The following is a 19,425-nucleotide window of genomic DNA, read 5'->3' as shown; positions in this document are numbered from 1 at the left end:
GTCAGCGTAATAGCCACGCTAATCGCAAGACATTCACTCAACTTTTAAAATGTAGACAGATAAGGCAACCAAAAAACCAAAGCCAGTAGCGTGACCAATAGTACGGGCGGAGTAATAAGCAGTCCAATTTTCATATATTGCCCCCAGCTGATTTTATAATCCTTTTCTGCCAATACATGGAGCCACAATAAAGTCGCCAGACTACCGATAGGCGTAAATTTCGGCCCCAAATCATTACCAATCACATTGGCATAAATCATGAGCTCTCGAGTAGCAACGGGTACTTGAGCACTATCAATCGCCAGTGCACCAACTAAGGTCGATGGCATGTTATTCATGATAGACGCTACAATAGCAGAGAGGAATCCTGTCCCTAATGTTGCTATTACAGCACCTTGCTGCCCCAACCAATTCAATACTTGTGCACCATAGGCCGTTAACCCTGCATTACCTAAACCATAAACGACCAAATACATGCCGATGGAAAATAATACAATTTGCCAAGGCGCATGACGCAGAACATCGGATACAGAAACGACGGCACCACGACCCCCTTGCCACCAGCGACCGGCGATAGCCATTAACAATAGCGCAGCCACTCCTGTCACAAATGAGATAGCAATGCCCAATGATTCCGTCGTAAAGTAGGCAATAAGTAGCAACGCGAGCAGTGGAAAGGCAGCTTTAAAGACAAGCGGATCTTCAATCGCAGACTCTGGTGCGCTTAGTTCAGCCACAGAGTAATGTTTTGGAATGTGCCGCGCATAGACTACCCATAACACGGCAAGCGTCGCTAATACAGACACGATATTGACTGGTATCATCACCGCTGCATAACGGCCAAAACCAATATCAAAATAATTGGCACTAACAATATTGACCAGATTAGAAGTAACTAATGGCAGACTTGCAGTATCAGCAATGAAGCCTGTCGCGATGATAAACGCCAAAGCGGATGGTGGTGAGAATTTAAGTCGCAGCAAAATAGCAATGACAATCGGGGTCAGTAGTAATGCTGCCCCATCATTGGCAAAAAACGCCGAGATAAACGCGCCTAAAATCACAATCATGGGAAACAATAATCGTCCTTGCCCATTGCCCAGTCTGGCCACATGCAGCGCTGCCCACCCAAAGAATCCAGCTTTATCTAAGATAAGCGAGATGATGATAAGTGCCACAAAGGTAAAAGTCGCATCCCAAACGATGTCCCACACAATTCCAATATCGGAGAGCTGTACCACGCCAAAAGCCAAGGCAACCAATGCGCCACCCATCGCACTCCAGCCAATACCCAATCCTTTAGGTTGCCATATCACTAAAACCAACGTCACGATAAAGATAGTTAATGCAAGCATTGAGTAACCTTTCTAGGCTTAATTATTATAAGAGCAAGTATTAGAAAATGAATTATGAGCGGATAAATTAGAGTGATTTTTGATTGACGCGCTGCGACAACTCCTCAGCGCTTTCTACTCGTTCAGAGTAGCGGTCTGTTAGATAGGCTGAGCGTCCACGAGTCAGCCAAGTGAATTTTACCAACTCCTCACAAACATCCACGAGACGCAAATATAAAGGAGACTTATCCATACGATCATCGTCGTTAAATTCCAAAAAAGCTTTAGGAATAGACGATTGGTTAGGTATGGTAATCATCCGCATCCAACGACCCAGAATGCGCAATTGGTTGACCGTATTGAAGCTTTGGCTGCCACCGCTAACTTGCATCACTGCCAAAGTTTTACCTTGGGTCGGACGTACACCGCCTAATGATAATGGAATCCAGTCAATTTGTGCTTTCATAATACTGGTCATACTGCCATGACGCTCTGGGCTCACCCACAGCATACCTTCTGACCACTGCGCCAACTCTCGCAGCTCTTGTACTTTTGGATGATCTGCATCAACAGCATCAGGCAATGGCAAACCCGTCGGATCAAATGTTCGAACCTCACAACCATACCAACGCAATAGACGGCTCGCTTCTTCACTTGCCAGTTTAGAGAATGAGCGCTGGCGTAGAGAGCCGTATAGCACCAATATTTTAGGGGGATGGCGCGGGTCATGTGTACCAATTAAAGACTCAATATCAATCGCTTGTATTGCACTTGCATCAATATTGGGCAAATCGATCACATTCAAATCTGCTGTATTATTTGCCATAATGAACCACTTCCCCATCTTCTTTAGTAAAGCTGCCCACTGGATTGTCTAATAACTCAAATACGTGTTCTGATGGGCGGCATAATGCCGCGCCTTTATTCGTGACCACGATAGGACGATTGATTAAAATAGGATGGGCAATCATCGCATCAATGATTTGATCATCAGACAGTTCAGGATTGTCTAATCCTAGTTCATCATTGACAGGCTCTTTGCTTCGTAACAGCTCTCTTGGTGAAAGGTTCATTTTTGCCAACAGCTCAACTAAGTAATCACGGCTTGGTGGGTTTTTAAGATATTCAATCACCTCTGGATTTTCGCCTGATGCTTTCATGATGGCTAACGTATTGCGAGAAGTACCGCATTTTGGATTGTGAAAAATCAATGATGTCATAGTAATTTTACCTATTTTATGAGTATGCTTAGGGTATGTCCTCAATCTTAAAGAAATTGACTAAATGAGCTAAAAATGAGGACACGCCCTAGTAATAAAGAGGTTTGTTAAATCAGTTATGGGCTTACTGACTGTTTGAAAGATTGTCTGCATCAGCAGGTTTAGCACTCTCACATCTGCTCAAATTTTCCATGAGCGAGGCACACAATTCCGGGTGTCCCGCACAACAATCTTGCAATAGAAACTGAATCACCCCCTCCATATGTGCTAATGATGCACGATAAATTATATGGCGGCTGTGCCGTTGAGACACCACCCACCCTGCCCGAGCCAGCACCGATAAATGGGCTGACATGGTATTGTGCGGCACAGACAGTTGACGAGCAATTTCACCTGCTGGCAGACCAACGGGCTCTTGGCTGACAAGCAACCTAAAAGCTTTTAGACGAGTATCTTGAGAGAGCGCAGCAAAGCTTGCAATAGCATTAGTTATTTCCATATGTCCAATAATACAGACATATTGAAATCATTCAATACTTCTTGGACAAAATATTGAAATAAAACCAACCCTATCTTTCATCAAATCTTAAAATCACTACAAAAACTGCAATTGAGTCTTGCAAGACCATCAAAATCAGCATAGGCTAATCTATTTAATTTTTCTATTCAATCACACTTTTTATTAGGAAACATTATGCTGTCACATTGGGTACGAGCCATCTTGCAAGCCACCGTCTATGACGTGGCAATTCAAACACCACTTGAAGCGGCACCCAAGCTGACCCAACGTTTCGCTAATGACATTCGCTTTAAACGCGAAGACTTGCAACCGGTCAAGTCCTTTAAATTACGCGGCGCTTACAATCGAATTAGTCAGTTAAGTGATGAGCAAAAAGCACGCGGTGTCATTTGCGCATCAGCGGGTAATCATGCTCAAGGGGTTGCTTATTCTGCCCGTAAACTTGCCCTAAACAATATCATCGTGATGCCGACCACCACCCCTGACATTAAAGTAGATGCGGTTAAAGCACTGGGCGGCAATGTTGATTTGTATGGTGATAGCTTCGATGAAGCCAACCGTTATGCAATCAATCGCGCTGAAACAGAAGGTCTGACCTTTATCCCACCTTATGATGATGAATTGGTCATTGCTGGACAAGGCACCATTGGTCTTGAGCTAACCCAGCAATGGCGCAATATGGATTATGTGTTCGTCGCGGTTGGCGGTGGTGGTCTTATCTCAGGTGTCGCGGCATTCTTAGGTGAAGTTGCGCCGCATGTTAAAGTGATTGCGGTAGAAGCAGAGCAGTCAGCTTCTCTTAAAGCGGCGCTTGAAGCCAATGAGCGCGTTAAGCTTGAGCAAGTTGGACTGTTCGTCGACGGCGTGGCGGTTGCTCAAATCGGCGAATTGCCTTTTGAGATCGTTCGCCTGCAAAAAAGTGATAAATCAGGTCCTTTAGTCGAGCCGGAAGTGGTGACTTGTACCAATGATGAAGTATGCGCTGCGGTGAAAGATATCTTTGAAGAAAACCGTAGCATCGTTGAGCCTGCGGGCGCGTTACCCGTTGCTGGCATGAAGAAATATATCGAAGCCCATAATCTACAAGGTAAAAACTGCGTCGGTATCATTTGTGGTGCCAATATGAACTTTGACCGCCTACGCTATATCGCTGAGCGCACTGAGATTGGTGAGAAAAAAGAAGCCATCTTTGGCGTGACGATTCCTGAACAAACGGGAGCTTTCTTAAATTTCTGCCGCAGCTTACACGGACGTAACATCACTGAATTTAACTACCGTGCCGATAGTAAAAAATCACCTGACTCTATGGAGCCTGCATCAATATTCGTCGGTATCGCGCTAAAAGAAGGCGACAAAGAGCGTAAAACCATTCGTACCCAATTGGCAGCTGATGGCTATACAGCGCATGACTTGACCGATGATGATATCGCCAAATCCCATATTCGCCATTTGATTGGTGGTCATGCACAGGTCGCAAACGAGCAGTTATTAAGTGTGGTTTTCCCAGAGCGTCCAGGTGCATTGTTGACTTTCTTAGAAAAACTGGGTGATGACTTTAATATCACTTTGTTCCATTATCGCAATCATGGTGCCGCCGAAGGTCGCGTATTGGTCGGTTTGCAAGCGTCTGAGGGTAACTCTCGTCAATTACAAGACGCGTTACTCGATATCGGCTATGACTGCACCATGCTCAATGATAATATCGGCTATCAGTTATTTTTGAAATAAAAATAGACGTCGACTATCAATACATCAATGGCCATTTTTTAATCACTAAAAAACGGCCATTGATGAATGAACAGTAATTATTCGTTGGTAACTTTCATTAATTTATAGCGACCATGATTAGCTGGTAAACCGTGATTCAAAAGATATTGATGTTTGTATTATTACTGGTTTTAGCACTTGTGGGTTATAAGATACTGCAACCTAAAAACACGACCAGCAACAGCAACCCTATTACTAACGTTGCAACTGATAATCCAGTTGACGCTGCTTTTACCTCAACTGATTTGGATGATATACCGCCAACGTACGTCGATTCAAAGGCAACGTCAACATCAGTCTCGGCAGTAAAACCAGTACTCACGTTATCAGGCTCAGCAGCAAGCTTTACCTGTGATGGCCGAAAGCATTGCTCTCAGATGACATCATGCGCAGAAGCCACTTACTTTATACAACACTGCCCTAATACAAAAATGGATGGTAACAATGATGGTATTCCATGTGAGCAGCAGTGGTGTCACTGATTTTATATCAAACATAAACTGAGAACAGCATGCATACTCCTGCCATTTTTACCGAAGAAAACCTAGAAAACATTATGAAATTTATCGCAGCCAATCCCTTAGCGACCTTGGTTGCTCAAACCAAAGATGGCATCGAAGCCTGCCATATACCGCTCTTCTGGCATAACGATAACTTTATGCCTAATGCTGATGTTGGTTCTGATGTTAACTCTAATGCTCAGCACGGCTATCTTTACGGTCATTTCGGTCGTAAAAACCCTATTTATCAAGACGCCTTACCAAATACTTCGTGGTTAATTATTTTTCAAGATTCTGGACACTATATCAGCCCCAAATGGTATCCTAGCAAAGCCAGAACTCATAAAGAAGTGCCCACTTGGAACTATCAAAGCGTCCATATTCAATCCAAAATTGAACTGCTTGAAGACGCCGATACGCTGAAATGGATATTAGCAGCCATGACTGCGCAGCAAGAGGTGCTATCCGATCATCCTTGGTCATTAGATGAGGCACCTGCTGCTTATATCGATGCTATGTGCCGAGGGATTATTGGCTTTAAGCTGCCCATCGATTCTATACAAGCCCAATTTAAATTAAGCCAAAATAAAACCGTAGAAAATATCACAGGTGTGATTAATGGTTTAGCGCAGTTGAAGACAAATGATGCGGCAGAAATGGCTGTGAAAGTTGCCAATCAGAATAATGGCTAAGACGAGCCTTTCTACTTCACCATAAGAATCTATTTTTAAACATTTTGATAGCGCATGGCTCTTTCAATTTGCAAAAAAAGCACCATTATTATTATCTTACTTTATGGATATCTATGAGGTTTTGATGAGTAAACACAACAAAAACCACAATCAGCCTAACCATAGCCAACCTGATGTCGTGCGTATGCGTCTCGATAAGTGGTTGTGGGCAGCACGATTTTATCGCACTCGCAACCTTGCCAAAGAAGCCATCGAAAGCGGACGGGTGCATTATGCGGGTAGTCGCGTAAAGACCAGTAAAGAGATTATGATTGGCGATGAACTACAGATTCGTCAAGGCTCAGCCACTGCCATGACTGAAAAGACCGTCGTCGTTGAAGCACTAACGGCGCAACGTGGTAATGCGCTCGCCGCTGAAGTTTTGTATTCAGAAACTGAGGAAAGCGAAGAGCGCCGCGCTTATTATGCTGAGCAGCGTAAACTTGCCAATCTTGCACGGCCTGATAATAAACCCAACAAAAAAGAGCGCCGTGATCTTCAACGCTTTAAGCACAAACAAGAGTAAGCTGGTCACAGCACTACCTTAGGCTATAAATAATATCGTCAAAAATCCGTGAGCAAATGACCGTATTGTTTAGCTTCTACCCTTGCCATTCAGGGCATTAACCGTTAGGCTGACAGCCGATTTACTTAATTAATTGCATGCTAATAAAAGCCGCACTAACATGGCGGTCTCTTATAGCATGTTTTTTTGTTATACAAGGTCATATTATGCTGATGAAAACCTGTACTCCGTCTTCTGTATTATTGGTTTGTTTGGGAAATATTTGCCGATCGCCAACGGCTGAAGAAGTCTTTCGTCAGCAAGCAGCGATTGCTGGATTGTCAATCAAAGTAGATTCAGCAGGGACAAGTGACTGGCATATTGGTCATGCGCCTGACACTCGCTCGCAACGCCATGCAAAAGCGCATGGTTATAAAATCAACAAACTGGTCGCCCGCCAAGTCAGTACCGATGACTTTCGTAATTTTGATTTAATTCTAGCGATGGATACACAGAATTTAGCTGATTTACAAGCCATCAAGGACAGCTTGACAGACACAGAGGACCATTTGGCCAAGTTGGCTTTATTTAGTGAAGAAGATCCTACTTATGGCGGCGACGATGTGCCAGATCCTTATAAAGGCGATGGCGATGACTTTGAAGAAGTGATTGAACGTATTGAGTCAAGCGCACAAGCGTGGATTGAAAGCTGGAAAGCTTGCTAACGATAAAGTTAACTTTATGCCACCTTTATGTCTTGCATCCTTTATAATAAACACTGTGTAATTCATTATCTATCTGCCACATAGGCTATGTTATGACCTCAGTTTCACGCTTGAATTCTAGTACTCAATTTGCCATGACCACTGATTTGCCAGCGAGCTTATTGACCCGTGAATTAGTCGATTTGTCACATGGTAATACCATGGCCTTAGCCTGTGTCGCGGATACTGTCGTGACACTGACGAATGAAACACAGCTTGACGATTTTATGGCAAATCATGCAAAAGACATAGCACGAAACAAGCCGTTATTTGTGTTGTCTGGCGGCAGTAATGTGTTATTGCCAGCGCACCTGAATGCTATCGTATTGCAGCCCCAAATGCGAGGTATCAGCCTAACCGCTCAGACAGATAGCCACGTCGATATTGCAGTGATGGCAGGCGAAAACTGGCATGACTTGGTGGTATATACAGTCGATCAAGGTTGGTACGGGCTAGAAAATCTGGCGCTGATACCCGGTCTAACTGGCGCTGCACCCGTACAAAACATCGGTGCTTATGGTGTCCAATTAGAAGACTGCTTACAGTATGTGCGAGCCTATCACTTACCCACTCAAACTTGGCATCATCTCACAGCCACCGACTGCGAGTTTGGCTATCGTGACAGCATATTTAAACGTGCGCCTAATACCTGGTTAATCAGCTGCGTTGGATTCAGACTACATACCGATGCAACCAAAATCCTAGCCAGCTATGGTGATGTGCAAACCGTTGCAAAACACTATGCCGAGCAACACGGTCGTACGCAGCCAGTGCCTGCGGATGTAATGCAAGCGATTATCAATATTCGTCAACAAAAACTCCCTAACCCCAAGCAGCTGCCAAATTGTGGTAGCTTTTTTCAAAACCCCATTATTCCTCAATCGCAATTTACTGCTTTACAATCGACCTACCCTACTATCGTCGGCTATGCTATGCCTGATGCCCTGGTAAAGGTTGCGGCAGGATGGTTGATTGAACAGACTGGCTTGAAAGGTGGTGGTGTTGCACCGATTGTCACTCATCAGCAGCAAGCCTTGGTGCTGACCAATCACGCCCCTTATCATGCCACTCAAGACGATGTAGCAGATGCCCAACGACATATCGCCGATACGGTCTATGAAAAATTTGCGATTCAGTTAGCGCGTGAGCCAGTTTGGGTAAATACTGATGGCTCTATTGGGTATGAAGAGCATGTGGTCTAAGCGGTTATTATCTAAGCGGCTATGGCGTTATTACTTGCGTTCAGCTGAGCGTATGATCAAGCTATTTCGCATCATTAATATTACCTTTTTACTTGGTTCAACAACTGTTATTTTAGTAATCATCAGCCTGTTTACACCGCTGTTTTCCCAAGCGATTGTTTATCTATTTACGCTTTTGCCATTACCCAGCCTACCCTCTGCTGCCTTGAGCTCACCGCCTACCGCTTATGTGGTATTAGGCGGCGGACTAACCAATGATAATGACAATCAAATTATTCTTAATAGCTATAGTCTTAACCGCGCCCGCACCGCTGCCAGCGCTTATCACGACTTACCCCTACCTATTGTGCTAAGCGGTGCTGAAGCGCCGTGGCTCGGTCAATGGCTCCTTGAGCATGGCATTGATGGGCTGATAAGCGAAAATGCCAGTATGAATACCTGCGAAAATGCGCGTTTTACCGCCAAACGTATTCCACTGCGTCACGTGTATCTCATTACTGACAGCTACCATATGGCACGTGCTCGTAGACAGTTTGCCTTAAACGGTATCAATAGCACACCACTTAGCGCACCTTTACCAGTGAGCCGTGACTGGATGAAGCCTGCGCAGAACTTAAGTCATTCACGGCGGGCTGTTTATGAGGTTGCCGCTTATTTGCGCGATGTGATACGTCCGCAGGTAGATTGTCGTCATGCCAACGACGTGACTTCACAGCAGCTGTTAACTCCAAGAGGTAACGCAGCAAAAAAATCTGATCAATAGATTTCAATACAAGCAGGTAGCCAATTAAATATCTTCTGAGAACTCAACCAAATCACTACTGATCATCCACTACACTTGTGATGAGTGTATAATAATAAAAGAAAATGCTATTTAAGAGAGTTACCATGCTCAGTATATTTTTGTTAATTCCATTAAGTCTCATGCTGTTTGTGGTTGCCATTTGGGCGGTGCGTTATGCTGTCAAATCAAACCAGTTTGAAGATTTGGACAATGCATCACAGCGCATCATATTGGATGATCGCCAAGAGCGTCGGCAAACCATACAGGCTCATGAACACTCAATGCCTGTTTCGCAAAATGACGCTACCACAGCGACTGATATAATCGCTGATGATAAGGCGATCCATCCTGATGATATAAAGTCAGTAACTCAGTCTGACCTTGATAAACATCCAAAAATCTAGCCTTGATCTACCTTATCTATAGTAGAAGCTATTAAAAGTATAAATATATGGCAACTGAGCGCAAATAGTACGAATTGGTGCATTGAGCGAGGTGAACGCCGTAACCATTTATAAAGGCTTTAACTATCTGTATTACTTACTACTAAGTGTTGATTCAATACCGACTATATAAGTAGGTACACCTTTCATTTTTTAGGAGAATCGCCCCATGACCACCGCCTTACTTATTGCGGCATTACTGATGGGATTTTTTGGTTCGCCGCATTGCTTAGGCATGTGTGGCGGTCTGGTGACAGCATTTGGGCTATCGATGAAAGACGTCAGCCCCGCCAAACGCCGTGCTCTTGTGGCCACTTACCATATAGGTCGTTTGACCAGTTACGCCTTTTTGGGTTTGATGGCAGGACTGATTGGCACCACTGTACTAGAACCCTTAATGAAAGGTAATAGTACGCCGCGTATCTTACTAGGCTTGGTGTTAGTATTCGTCGGCGTGACCATGCTGGGCGCACCATTTTTAAAAAATCTTGAGCGTTTTGGTATGCGTTTTTGGCAATATCTCAGCCCACTTCGTCAAAAAGTATTTCCACTCAACACCTTTCCGCGAGCATTAACTGCTGGGCTGCTTTGGGGATTTTTGCCTTGCGGACTGGTTTATGGTGCATTACTCATTGCAGTCGTCGCTCACAACCCGCTCAGCGGTGCCGCACTCATGTTTGTGTTTGGCTTAGGAACCGTACCGATGCTGGTCGCCACGCACGAGACCGTTGGCTGGTTACGTGACAAGATTGGTCGTTTTCGCTTGAGACAGCTTAATGGCGCTGTCATGGTTTTATCTGGTTTAGCCGTTGTGTTCGTACCTATAGCAATGTCTAGTATGCATGGTGGGCATGATATGTCGAATATGCAAGGCGATCATATGCAAATGAGCGATTCACAAATAATGAATATGCCGATGGATACAAATATGGATCACAACAGTCATAATATGATGCCAGCTGATGACAGCACCTCTCACCAAGGTATGGATCATAGTATGCATGATATGAGTGATGGCACGATCAATATGAATCACCATGAGCATTCTGAAATAATGGAACAAACTCAATAAAAATTATCGATAATAAATACTGTTAAAATATAAAATCATTTAACATCAAAACCTACCACATAAAAAAGCCCTTAACATCAATCATGACGTTTAGGGCTTTTATCATTTCGTCAGCGGCGTACTATAGCAGCACTAATGGCTTAGAAATCACTACTCTTGCCACTGCTCAAGCATAAACTTAGTATCTAAATGCTTCTCTAGCGCTGGTATATTAAAAGCATCATCTTCACTCACAAAACTAATGCTGATGCCTGTTTGTCCAGCACGACCCGTACGACCGATACGATGCACGTAATCATCTGGCTGGTCAGGCAAAGTATAATTGACTACATGACTGATATCATCGACATGGATGCCGCGCCCTGCGACATCGGTTGCCACCAAGATAGAAGCATGACCATCCTTAAAACGCTGTAAATACTTTTCACGCTTTTGCTGAATGACATCGCCTGACAACATCACAATTTTATGCGCTTGACGCAGCTTATGATAGAGACGCTTGACTTGGTCTTTACGATTGGCAAAGACAATAACTTTATCCACTGCCTCGTCACTGATAATACGCTGCAACGCTTCTAACTTTTGATCTTCTGTCAGTAAGTAAAAGTGCTGATCAACCAATTCGCTGGTTTTGTGTTCCGGCTCGATTTCAACAAACTGCGGTTCATGTAACCAACGATAGGCCAAATTCATCACATCTTGGTTAAAGGTAGCAGAGAACAATAAGCTTTGACGGTCTGTATTGGCTGGCATCCGACCTACCAAACGCTTGATGTCAGGAATAAAACCCATATCCAGCATGCGATCCGCTTCATCTAATACCAGTACTTCCACTCGATCTAAATAAACCATGCCTTTATTGGCAAGATCAATCAAACGCCCAGGAGTTGCGACCAAAATATCAACGTATTGACGCTCAAGCTCATGCTGTTGGGTTTCATAATTGGTGCCACCCATGATACAAACACTGTGTAGCGAGGTGTATTTGGTTAGAGCAATGCAATCGTCAAATATTTGCTGAGCAAGCTCACGAGTGGGCGCCATGACAACAGCACGTGGCTCACCCAAATAACGCTCTTCATCATTGGTAAAAGGACGTTTAAGCAAAGCTTCCATAATAGTCAGTAGAAAGGTTGCTGTCTTGCCAGTACCCGTTTGTGCCTGTCCAATAGCATCCTGATTTGCCAACGTATGCGGTAGTATTTGTGCTTGGATAGGCGTCAATGCAGTAAAACCTAGATCACTTACGGCACGTAAGGTCGGTGCTGAAAGTGGCAAATCAGTAAACGTGGTGAAATTACTCAAAAAAATATCCTTTTAAATTAATCGCTTGTTCATTACTAATGATAAGTAGACTTATGATAAATAGGCTCATAATAAACCGTTATATCGCTATCTAGATTAAGCAACAGCAATATTAACTCTATGTACAGCTGACTGAGATATGGGCATAAAAAAGCCAAGCCTAACGCCTGATCCTACCAAACATGCTGGTTTTGACTCAACATGGGTAAGATAAAACGGGCTTGACTCAGTAGTATATCAGTAGTGTCTACAGACATTATAGCTAAACCGCTCTAATGACTGGATAGATTACTCTTCTACTTTTCTAACTTCTTCAGCTTGAAGGCCTTTATCACCTTCTACCACACTGAATTCAACTTTTTCGCCATCTTTTAAAGAACGATAGCCATCACCTTGAATCGCGCGGAAATGGACAAAAATATCTTCTCCGCTGTCACGTTGAATGAAACCAAAGCCTTTTGAGTCATTAAACCACTTAACGATACCTTGCTCACGAGCTGACATAATATTGCTTCCTAAAAAAGTCCGCTTAGCCCCAAATTCCTTTGCAACATTGCATATAAACGGGATCTAAGATGATGAAATCAAAAACTTAAAAGTACTACCCTAACTACTATCACCTACATATCGCATCTATAGCAAATAGCGGTATGTACCGAGACAGCCACTACTTACAAAAATGACGACTATCTTGCTTACTACGCTACTTCGTCATAAGCTGCTTCGACAGTAGCAACAAACTTGCAATAATTATTGCATAAAAAATATCATAGCACGGGTTTTTAGCAACATAAAGACTTTTAACATGATTTTTTGTCTTTAGCTTTATTTTTCATGTAATTTTTTTATAACCTCGCCATCAAGCTGTTATCATAAAGAGAAAGGTTTGATTAAACAGCGCAATTTCATACTTGTATAATACTTAAACCTTATAACAAATAATAAACCATCAACCTCGCTTCATCGTTATAGAGACCATTATGACCTCTTCTTCTCAATCTATACCAACCGTCAAGCCTTCTAAACAAAATGCCGATCAAACACTCACTCATAAGTTGTTGCTGGTTAATGGGGCTAATTTGAATTTATTGGGTAAGCGCGAACCTGAGATTTATGGTCATACGACACTAGCAGATATCGAAGAACGTCTGATTAAACGTGCAGCTCAGCATGGCATTGAATTAATATGCATACAATCCAATCATGAAGGCAAACTGATAGATGACATCCAACATCATGGACTCTTAGCGGATAAAACTGCGCAAGTAGATGCCATTATTGTTAATCCTGCAGCCTTTACTCATACCTCAGTTGCATTACGTGATGCGCTCTTGGCCACACAAAAACCATTTATCGAGGTACACTTATCCAATGTGCATGCGCGCGAGCCTTTTCGCCATCATTCTTATCTAAGCGACGTCGCCGTCGGTGTTATTTGTGGTTTGGGGCATTTGGGTTATCAAATGGCATTGTCCTATTGGCTTGATAACCTCTACTCTGTCACAATCAGCGACTCATACTAATTTTGATAACCGAAAATAATCAATTGTATAACAGCGTTTTATCAATGTATTATCAATAGCACACGAGTTAAACAGCAATTGTTTGACTAAAACACTAAAATTACGGCTGAGCAAACAACCCACTATATGGTGATATGAATGGCAAAATCGTCTGGAAAGCGCTTTATGAAATTGGCTGGCATGACAGCAAGTATTGCCGGAAAAGCAGCTAAAAACTCATTTAAGCACCTCTCAAGTGACGAAGAAAAACGTTTGCAAGCACGCTCAGAGCTGATGCAAGATGTGGGTGTCCAGATAGCCGAAACATTGGGTGAAATGAAAGGCGCGGTGATGAAAGTCGGGCAAATTGCCTCTCAATACAAAGACGTGTTCCCACCTGAAGTGGCGACAGCATTAGAAAAGCTGCAAAAAGATGCGCCGCCCATGCCGTATGCGCAGATACGTGCACAAATCGAACGCGAGCTTAAAGCACCTGTGGCAGAATTATTTAGCGAATTTGAAGAGACACCGTTTGCTGCTGCTTCCATCGGCCAAGTGCATAAAGCCGTTTTGCTATCGGGTCAAAAAGTGGTGGTCAAGGTTCAATACCCTGATGTCGATGAGAACTGTGATAGCGACCTCAAACAAGTGCGAATGGCACTAAAAATCGCGGGTGTGCTCAATATGAGCAAACAGTTGCAGGAACAGCTCTTCAACGAGATTCGCCAAAGCTTACATGATGAGTTGGACTATATTAAAGAAGCGCATAACTTACGAGTGTTTGGCGCATTTCATGCAGAAGACGAAGGTCTTATTATCCCTAAGGTCATTAGCAGCCACTCTTCTAAACGGATTTTGACATTAACAGAAGAGATGGGAGAAACGCTAACCATCGCGGCGACTTGGGACAACGACATCAAACAAGACATAGCCAAGCGCCTGTTCCACTTTACCGCAGGACAACTTTTTGGCTTATACCGTATGCACTGCGACCCACATCCCGGTAACTTCGCCTTTCGCAAAGATGGCAGTGTGGTGGCTTATGACTTCGGTGGTATTCGTAGCTATAGTGACAGCGAAGTTCAATTATTCCGCCGTTTTGCCAAGCATGCCATTAAAGGGGATGTGACTGCACTTGAGCAAGACCTCATCGCTCTTGATATTCGCCGTGATGACGATAAAAACATCCCCGGAGAGTTTTATGAGAAATGGCTATCTATTGGCCTAAAGCCTCTGTCCATTCAACCTTATCAAGAAGGCGCTTTTGATTTTGGTCAAAGTCAGGTGCATCACGAAGCCATTGCGCACATGCGGACGTCGTTGAAATACTTTGGGCAATTCCAGCCTTCTGCAACGACCATGATGCTAGATCGCACGGTATCAGGGCAGTACTGGAATTTGGTCAACCTTGGGGTTGAAATTGACTTATCACCACTCGTTAGTGAATACATCGATGTATAGTAATATAAAATATAGATATTGACGAAAGTAGACAACGCGTCAAAACTGCTAGATATGCAAAGCGTGCCCACAACGATCACAGAATTCTGCTGCGACAGCATGACCAAATTTGCCACAATTAGGACAAGTTACAGGATTGAGTTGAGGGCGCATATTACGCGCCAACTCCGAGGTAAAAATACCCGTTGGCACTGCAATAATCGAATAACCCGTAATCATGACCATGCTCGCAATGGCTTGACCGAGCGGTGTTTTCGGTGACATATCACCATAGCCAACTGTGGTCATGGTGACGATTGCCCAATAGATAGACAGCGGAATACTGGTAAAACCATTCTCTGGCCCCTCTACCACGTAGATAATCGAGCCAAAAATCGTGACCAATAATACCAGCGACAAAAAGAATACCGTGATTTTTTGCTGACTGGTTTTAAGCGCTGAGGCCAAAAACCCCGCTTGTTGCATATAGGCTTTGAGTTTGAGTACACGAAACACGCGTAAAATACGCAAAACCCGTATCACTAATAGATACTGTACACCCACAAACATGAGGCTCAAGTAACTTGGCAGCACAGACAATAAATCGACTACCCCATAGAAACTAAAAACGTAACGAAAGCGGTTGGGTGCTGAAAACCACCTAAGAGCATATTCTATCGTGAATAAAATGGTAAAAAACCATTCAGCATAGAAGAATATAGTGCCATATTGCAGGCGCATGTATAACACACTGTCGAGCATGACCACAGCCACACTGGTCAAAATTGCAATCAGTAATACAATATCAAAGATTTTACCCAAACGGGTATCTGTGCCTTCAATAATGATATGAATGCGGTTACGCAGATGGGTAATGGCTTCAGCGGTTGGTTGCTTCATAGAGTCAGTAGTATCGAGTCAGTAGCGCTATAAAACCGATGGCTTGATGACAACCAATGATTTAAAATACGCTGGATAAGGCCAAGTTAGTCAAAATACATAAAACTGGTTTATAATATTGTTCACGTATCACAGTGAATACAATCTATAAGTTGCCACAGTGTAGCAAAAAAGCACTCTCAACAACATACAAATCGTTAACGTGTCGGTAGCTCTGTTACTTTAAATAGATAAGGCAATCTATACCATAAAAATACGCGAACCTAGTGTGTGTCATCATGCAGATTGTAAAGTCTTGAGATGTATAAACACTCTCATTAATGACACATTCTAGAATGAAAGATTGTTATTAAATATTTTTTAAGCACAATAAATAATACGCAAAACTTAAGGATGTTATATGGCAGGCCATTCAAAATGGGCAAATATTAAACACCGTAAAGCCCGTCAGGATGCGGTAAAAGGCAAAATATTTACTAAGATTATTCGTGAAATTGTTTCTGCTGCCAAGCAAGGTGATCCCGACCCTGACAAAAACCCACGCTTACGTGCTGTCATTGAAAAAGCACTGTCAGTCAATATGACACGAGATACCATCAATCGAGCAGTTGCTCGTGGTACAGGCGGTGATGACAATGATAATATGGACGAAGTCAGCTATGAAGGCTATGGTGTCGGCGGCGTCGCAGTGTTAGTCGAAACCATGACTGACAACCTTAACCGTACGGTCAGTGAAGTGCGTCATGCTTTTACTAAAAATGAAGGCAATCTTGGCACTTCAGGCTCAGTGGCTTATCTATTTACTAAACGCGGCGAAATCACTTTTAATGATACAAGTTTAGAAGACGAAGTCATGTTGATCGCACTAGATGCTGGCGCGCTTGATATCGAGAATGATGGTGACAGCCTGCTGGTTATCACCGAATGGGAAAGTTTCGGTCAAGTCAAAGATGCACTTAATGCTGCAGGTCTGGTCTCTGACAATGCTGAAGTCACCATGTCACCATCCACTGTTGCGGAAATAGACAATGTGGAAGACGCTGAAAAAGTCATGAAAATGATTGATATGCTAGAAGACATCGATGACGTGCAAGAAGTTTATAGCAATGTGAACTTTTCTGCTGACGTAATGACACAGCTTGAGCAATAGTATTTATCCCGCAACCATTTATGTGTCAATCATACAAAAGGCCAAACGTTTAAAATGTTTGGCCTTTTTTGTTTAGCAATATCTGACGAGCATTTTTTTCAAACTAAGTTTTGCAAGTGACGCCTTCAAGTGCTAACAAGTATATTTTCTTATCAAGTCCACCTGTATAGCCACCCAGCCTACCATCGCTAGCAATGACTCGATGACAGGGAACAATGACGCTAAAAGGGTTTTTACTGTTGGCATTGGCCACCGCGCGAAACCCTTTGGGATTATCCACATTTTGTGCCAGTGTCGCATAGCTGATTGTTTCGCCATAACCAATATTTTGTAATGCTTGCCAAACTCGTTGCTGAAACTTGGTTCCTAAGCTTATATCAATTGGCAAATCGAATACCTGACGCTCACCCTTAAAATACGCTGTTAATTGCGCAATAGTCTCTATCAGTAGCGCTTGAGCAGGCTCGTTTTTGCTTAGGCTATCGTTATTGATGAACGTAAAACTTTGATCGACAAGCCCATAGTGTTTCTTAAGTTTAGGAATAGCTTTTGAGCTATGCCAAGAGTCACCTGCTAGCAGCCAATTAACTTCCACCAGTTTAGGGCTGCTATGCTCATTGACACTCGCAATTAACGTTAACTGGTGTGCTCCAAAAGCTACTTCAGTGACTATCATGATGCTTCCTTTCAAAGTATGCGGTTTTCAAAACTCATTCATCGACTAAAATGACCTATCGAGCGCTACTCTTTATCATCAGTCTCAAACAAGGCAGCGACAAATTGTTTTGGACTAAAGGCACGTAAATCATCAATCGACTCGCCAACACCAATATAACGAATAGGCACATCTGTGGTTTCGGCAATATTAAAGACCACACCACCTTTTGCAGTGCCATCTAACTTAGTAATAGTAATACCGGTTAACGGTACGACTTTATTAAACAATTCAACTTGATTAATTGCATTTTGACCCGTGCCAGCATCGAGGACAATCATACCTTCGTGCGGTGCGCTTGGATCGGCTTTACGCATGACGCGCACCACTTTTTCAAGCTCAGCCATTAGGTGGGTTTTATTCTGCAAGCGTCCAGCAGTATCAGCGATTAATACATCGATATTTTTTGCTTTAGCGGACTGCATGGCATCAAAGATGACAGAAGCACTATCAGAGCCGTGACCCTGCGCCACGACTGGAATGTTATTACGCTCACCCCAGATTTGCAGCTGTTCGGTAGCAGCGGCACGGAATGTATCACCAGCTGCGAGCATGACGGATTTGCCTTCACCTTGTAGATGCTTGGCAAGTTTACCAATCGTTGTAGTTTTGCCCACACCATTGACGCCCACGACTAAAATCACAAAAGGTTTTTTGCTGGTATCAATAATTAACGGTGCGACTTTCGGCGTTAAGATATCAACCAGTTCAGTTTGTAATGCTTTGTATAATGAATGCGCATAAATCAGATCACCACGGTCTGTCTGCTCGGTGAGACTTTTGATAATACGATTGGTCGCGTTGACACCGATATCGGCGACCAATAGCTGATCTTCAACTTCTTCCAATAGCTCATCATCAATCTCTTTGCCACCGATCAAAATACTGACCATACCTTCGGCAAGATTTTTACGCGACTTACTCAGTCCCGTTTTCATGCGGTTAAACCAGCTGCCTTTTTTCTTGTTTTCTTGCAGCTCTGTGGATTCGACTTCTGGCTGAGTGGTCGCTTGTACCGCACTACTTGCAGGACTGACATTTGGGCTATCCCCTAGCTGATCCTGTAACGGCATGGTTGGGGCAGTAGAAATAGTGCTAAGCTTAGTATCAATATTTTTATTATCATTATCAGCTGATGAAGCGCTTATAAAGCTTTCAGATGCATTTTTAGACGTACTTTGCTCTTCTGTCCTCACAATCGGCGCACCCAAGGCAATATTTTGTGCTGCATCAGCGCTTGAGACATCTTTGTTTATCGTGCTGTCTTTTTGCTGATCTTCGATGCTTTTATCATTGGGCGTTTGGATAGAGCCTGCATCTTCTTTCTCATCGATAATGGGCACAGATTGAGAAGGCAGACTAGGTAAGGTAATATCATCGTCATCTAATTCATCAAGATCGCCATCGAGATTAATGATCACACGACTGCTATTATTGGAGTTATTCATAAGCTTGCCCTAAAAGTTATCACGATCAGTTATTTGATTATTTTAAATGGGTTGGTATGTCGTCATGTTTTTGCCATGGGTCACGACAGACAATTTTTAGCGTAGTTTATCATAATTCGAGTT

Annotated in this window: 20 protein-coding genes and 1 pseudogene; 12 read left to right on the top strand and 9 right to left on the bottom strand. The window is 43.2% G+C overall.

The window, feature by feature from the left end:
* Positions 1-44: 44 nt before the first annotated feature.
* The 4 genes from JFC10_RS02620 to JFC10_RS02605 all read right to left on the bottom strand — a co-directional run bounded on the left by JFC10_RS02620 (position 45) and on the right by JFC10_RS02605 (position 3,053).
* Positions 45-1,355, bottom strand: a complete 1,311-nt coding sequence (locus tag JFC10_RS02620; protein WP_198331545.1) for an arsenic transporter — start codon at positions 1,353-1,355, stop codon at positions 45-47.
* 67 nt (positions 1,356-1,422) lie between these two features.
* Positions 1,423-2,160: an arsenical resistance protein ArsH gene (arsH, locus tag JFC10_RS02615; protein ID WP_193012280.1), complete on the bottom strand. Its 738-nt coding sequence runs from the start codon at positions 2,158-2,160 to the stop codon at positions 1,423-1,425.
* Positions 2,150-2,554 (bottom strand): arsenate reductase (glutaredoxin), encoded by a 405-nt coding sequence (gene arsC / locus JFC10_RS02610; protein WP_198331544.1) that lies wholly within the window; start codon positions 2,552-2,554, stop codon positions 2,150-2,152. Before arsC ends, arsH begins: the two co-directional genes overlap by 11 nt.
* A 124-nt stretch (positions 2,555-2,678) precedes the next feature.
* Positions 2,679-3,053 carry a winged helix-turn-helix domain-containing protein gene (locus JFC10_RS02605; protein ID WP_198331543.1) on the bottom strand — a complete coding sequence of 125 codons (375 nt, stop codon included), beginning with the start codon at positions 3,051-3,053 and terminating at the stop codon, positions 2,679-2,681.
* 195 nt (positions 3,054-3,248) lie between these two features.
* On the opposite strand from JFC10_RS02605, the gene ilvA reads away from it, so the two are divergent.
* The 9 genes and pseudogenes from ilvA (at position 3,249) to JFC10_RS02560 (ending at position 10,842) form a co-directional block, all read left to right on the top strand.
* A complete protein-coding gene (ilvA, locus tag JFC10_RS02600; RefSeq protein WP_193012277.1) occupies positions 3,249-4,802 on the top strand; it encodes a threonine ammonia-lyase, biosynthetic in 1,554 nt (517 codons plus the stop codon).
* Positions 4,803-5,179: 377 nt separating this feature from the next.
* Positions 5,180-5,323, top strand: a pseudogene (locus JFC10_RS14990) (excalibur calcium-binding domain-containing protein); the annotation flags it as partial.
* Positions 5,324-5,352: 29 nt separating this feature from the next.
* The gene (locus tag JFC10_RS02590) at positions 5,353-6,033 is read left to right on the top strand and encodes an FMN-binding negative transcriptional regulator (protein WP_198331541.1); all 681 of its coding nucleotides are present in this window, start codon (positions 5,353-5,355) and stop codon (positions 6,031-6,033) included.
* Between the two features lie 124 nt (positions 6,034-6,157).
* The gene (locus JFC10_RS02585) at positions 6,158-6,598 is read left to right on the top strand and encodes an RNA-binding S4 domain-containing protein (protein WP_193012275.1); all 441 of its coding nucleotides are present in this window, start codon (positions 6,158-6,160) and stop codon (positions 6,596-6,598) included.
* 206 nt (positions 6,599-6,804) lie between these two features.
* Positions 6,805-7,302: a low molecular weight protein-tyrosine-phosphatase gene (locus JFC10_RS02580; protein ID WP_193012274.1), complete on the top strand. Its 498-nt coding sequence runs from the start codon at positions 6,805-6,807 to the stop codon at positions 7,300-7,302.
* 134 nt (positions 7,303-7,436) lie between these two features.
* Positions 7,437-8,543, top strand: coding sequence for a UDP-N-acetylmuramate dehydrogenase (gene murB / locus JFC10_RS02575; protein WP_198331650.1), 1,107 nt, complete (start codon positions 7,437-7,439; stop codon positions 8,541-8,543).
* Positions 8,533-9,306: a YdcF family protein gene (locus JFC10_RS02570; protein WP_198331540.1), complete on the top strand. Its 774-nt coding sequence runs from the start codon at positions 8,533-8,535 to the stop codon at positions 9,304-9,306. Before murB ends, JFC10_RS02570 begins: the two co-directional genes overlap by 11 nt.
* 125 nt (positions 9,307-9,431) lie before the next feature.
* Positions 9,432-9,731 carry a cbb3-type cytochrome oxidase assembly protein CcoS gene (gene ccoS, locus JFC10_RS02565; protein WP_193012272.1) on the top strand — a complete coding sequence of 100 codons (300 nt, stop codon included), beginning with the start codon at positions 9,432-9,434 and terminating at the stop codon, positions 9,729-9,731.
* A 208-nt stretch (positions 9,732-9,939) separates the two neighbouring features.
* Positions 9,940-10,842: a sulfite exporter TauE/SafE family protein gene (locus JFC10_RS02560; RefSeq protein ID WP_198331539.1), complete on the top strand. Its 903-nt coding sequence runs from the start codon at positions 9,940-9,942 to the stop codon at positions 10,840-10,842.
* A gap of 150 nt (positions 10,843-10,992) precedes the next feature.
* Here the strand turns inward: JFC10_RS02560 and JFC10_RS02555 are convergent, their stop codons facing one another.
* The gene (locus JFC10_RS02555; RefSeq protein ID WP_193012270.1) at positions 10,993-12,147 is read right to left on the bottom strand and encodes a DEAD/DEAH box helicase; all 1,155 of its coding nucleotides are present in this window, start codon (positions 12,145-12,147) and stop codon (positions 10,993-10,995) included.
* A 288-nt stretch (positions 12,148-12,435) separates the two neighbouring features.
* Positions 12,436-12,651, bottom strand: coding sequence for a cold-shock protein (locus JFC10_RS02550; protein ID WP_011513806.1), 216 nt, complete (start codon positions 12,649-12,651; stop codon positions 12,436-12,438).
* A gap of 476 nt (positions 12,652-13,127) precedes the next feature.
* On the opposite strand from JFC10_RS02550, the gene aroQ reads away from it, so the two are divergent.
* Positions 13,128-13,670 (top strand): type II 3-dehydroquinate dehydratase, encoded by a 543-nt coding sequence (aroQ, locus tag JFC10_RS02545; protein ID WP_198331538.1) that lies wholly within the window; start codon positions 13,128-13,130, stop codon positions 13,668-13,670.
* A 138-nt stretch (positions 13,671-13,808) separates the two neighbouring features.
* Positions 13,809-15,110, top strand: coding sequence for an ABC1 kinase family protein (locus tag JFC10_RS02540; protein ID WP_198331537.1), 1,302 nt, complete (start codon positions 13,809-13,811; stop codon positions 15,108-15,110).
* Between the two features lie 48 nt (positions 15,111-15,158).
* Here JFC10_RS02540 and JFC10_RS02535 read toward each other — a convergent pair whose 3' ends face one another.
* Positions 15,159-15,989 carry an ion transporter gene (locus tag JFC10_RS02535; RefSeq protein ID WP_193012267.1) on the bottom strand — a complete coding sequence of 277 codons (831 nt, stop codon included), beginning with the start codon at positions 15,987-15,989 and terminating at the stop codon, positions 15,159-15,161.
* Between the two features lie 400 nt (positions 15,990-16,389).
* Between JFC10_RS02535 and JFC10_RS02530 the strand changes: the two genes are divergently transcribed.
* Positions 16,390-17,139, top strand: coding sequence for a YebC/PmpR family DNA-binding transcriptional regulator (locus JFC10_RS02530; RefSeq protein ID WP_193012266.1), 750 nt, complete (start codon positions 16,390-16,392; stop codon positions 17,137-17,139).
* Between the two features lie 103 nt (positions 17,140-17,242).
* Here the strand turns inward: JFC10_RS02530 and JFC10_RS02525 are convergent, their stop codons facing one another.
* A complete protein-coding gene (locus tag JFC10_RS02525; RefSeq protein WP_198331536.1) occupies positions 17,243-17,815 on the bottom strand; it encodes a methylated-DNA--[protein]-cysteine S-methyltransferase in 573 nt (190 codons plus the stop codon).
* A gap of 65 nt (positions 17,816-17,880) precedes the next feature.
* Complete coding sequence (gene ftsY, locus JFC10_RS15115) at positions 17,881-18,792, bottom strand: signal recognition particle-docking protein FtsY (RefSeq protein WP_265089977.1); 912 nt, start codon at positions 18,790-18,792, stop codon at positions 17,881-17,883.
* Positions 18,793-19,425: the final 633 nt, after the last annotated feature.

Origin of the sequence: Psychrobacter aquimaris (assembly GCF_016107525.1) — a bacterium.
Classification (GTDB): domain Bacteria; phylum Pseudomonadota; class Gammaproteobacteria; order Pseudomonadales; family Moraxellaceae; genus Psychrobacter; species Psychrobacter aquimaris.
Note: the sequence above shows the minus strand (reverse complement) of the source record. Positions and strands in the feature narration are given on the sequence as shown.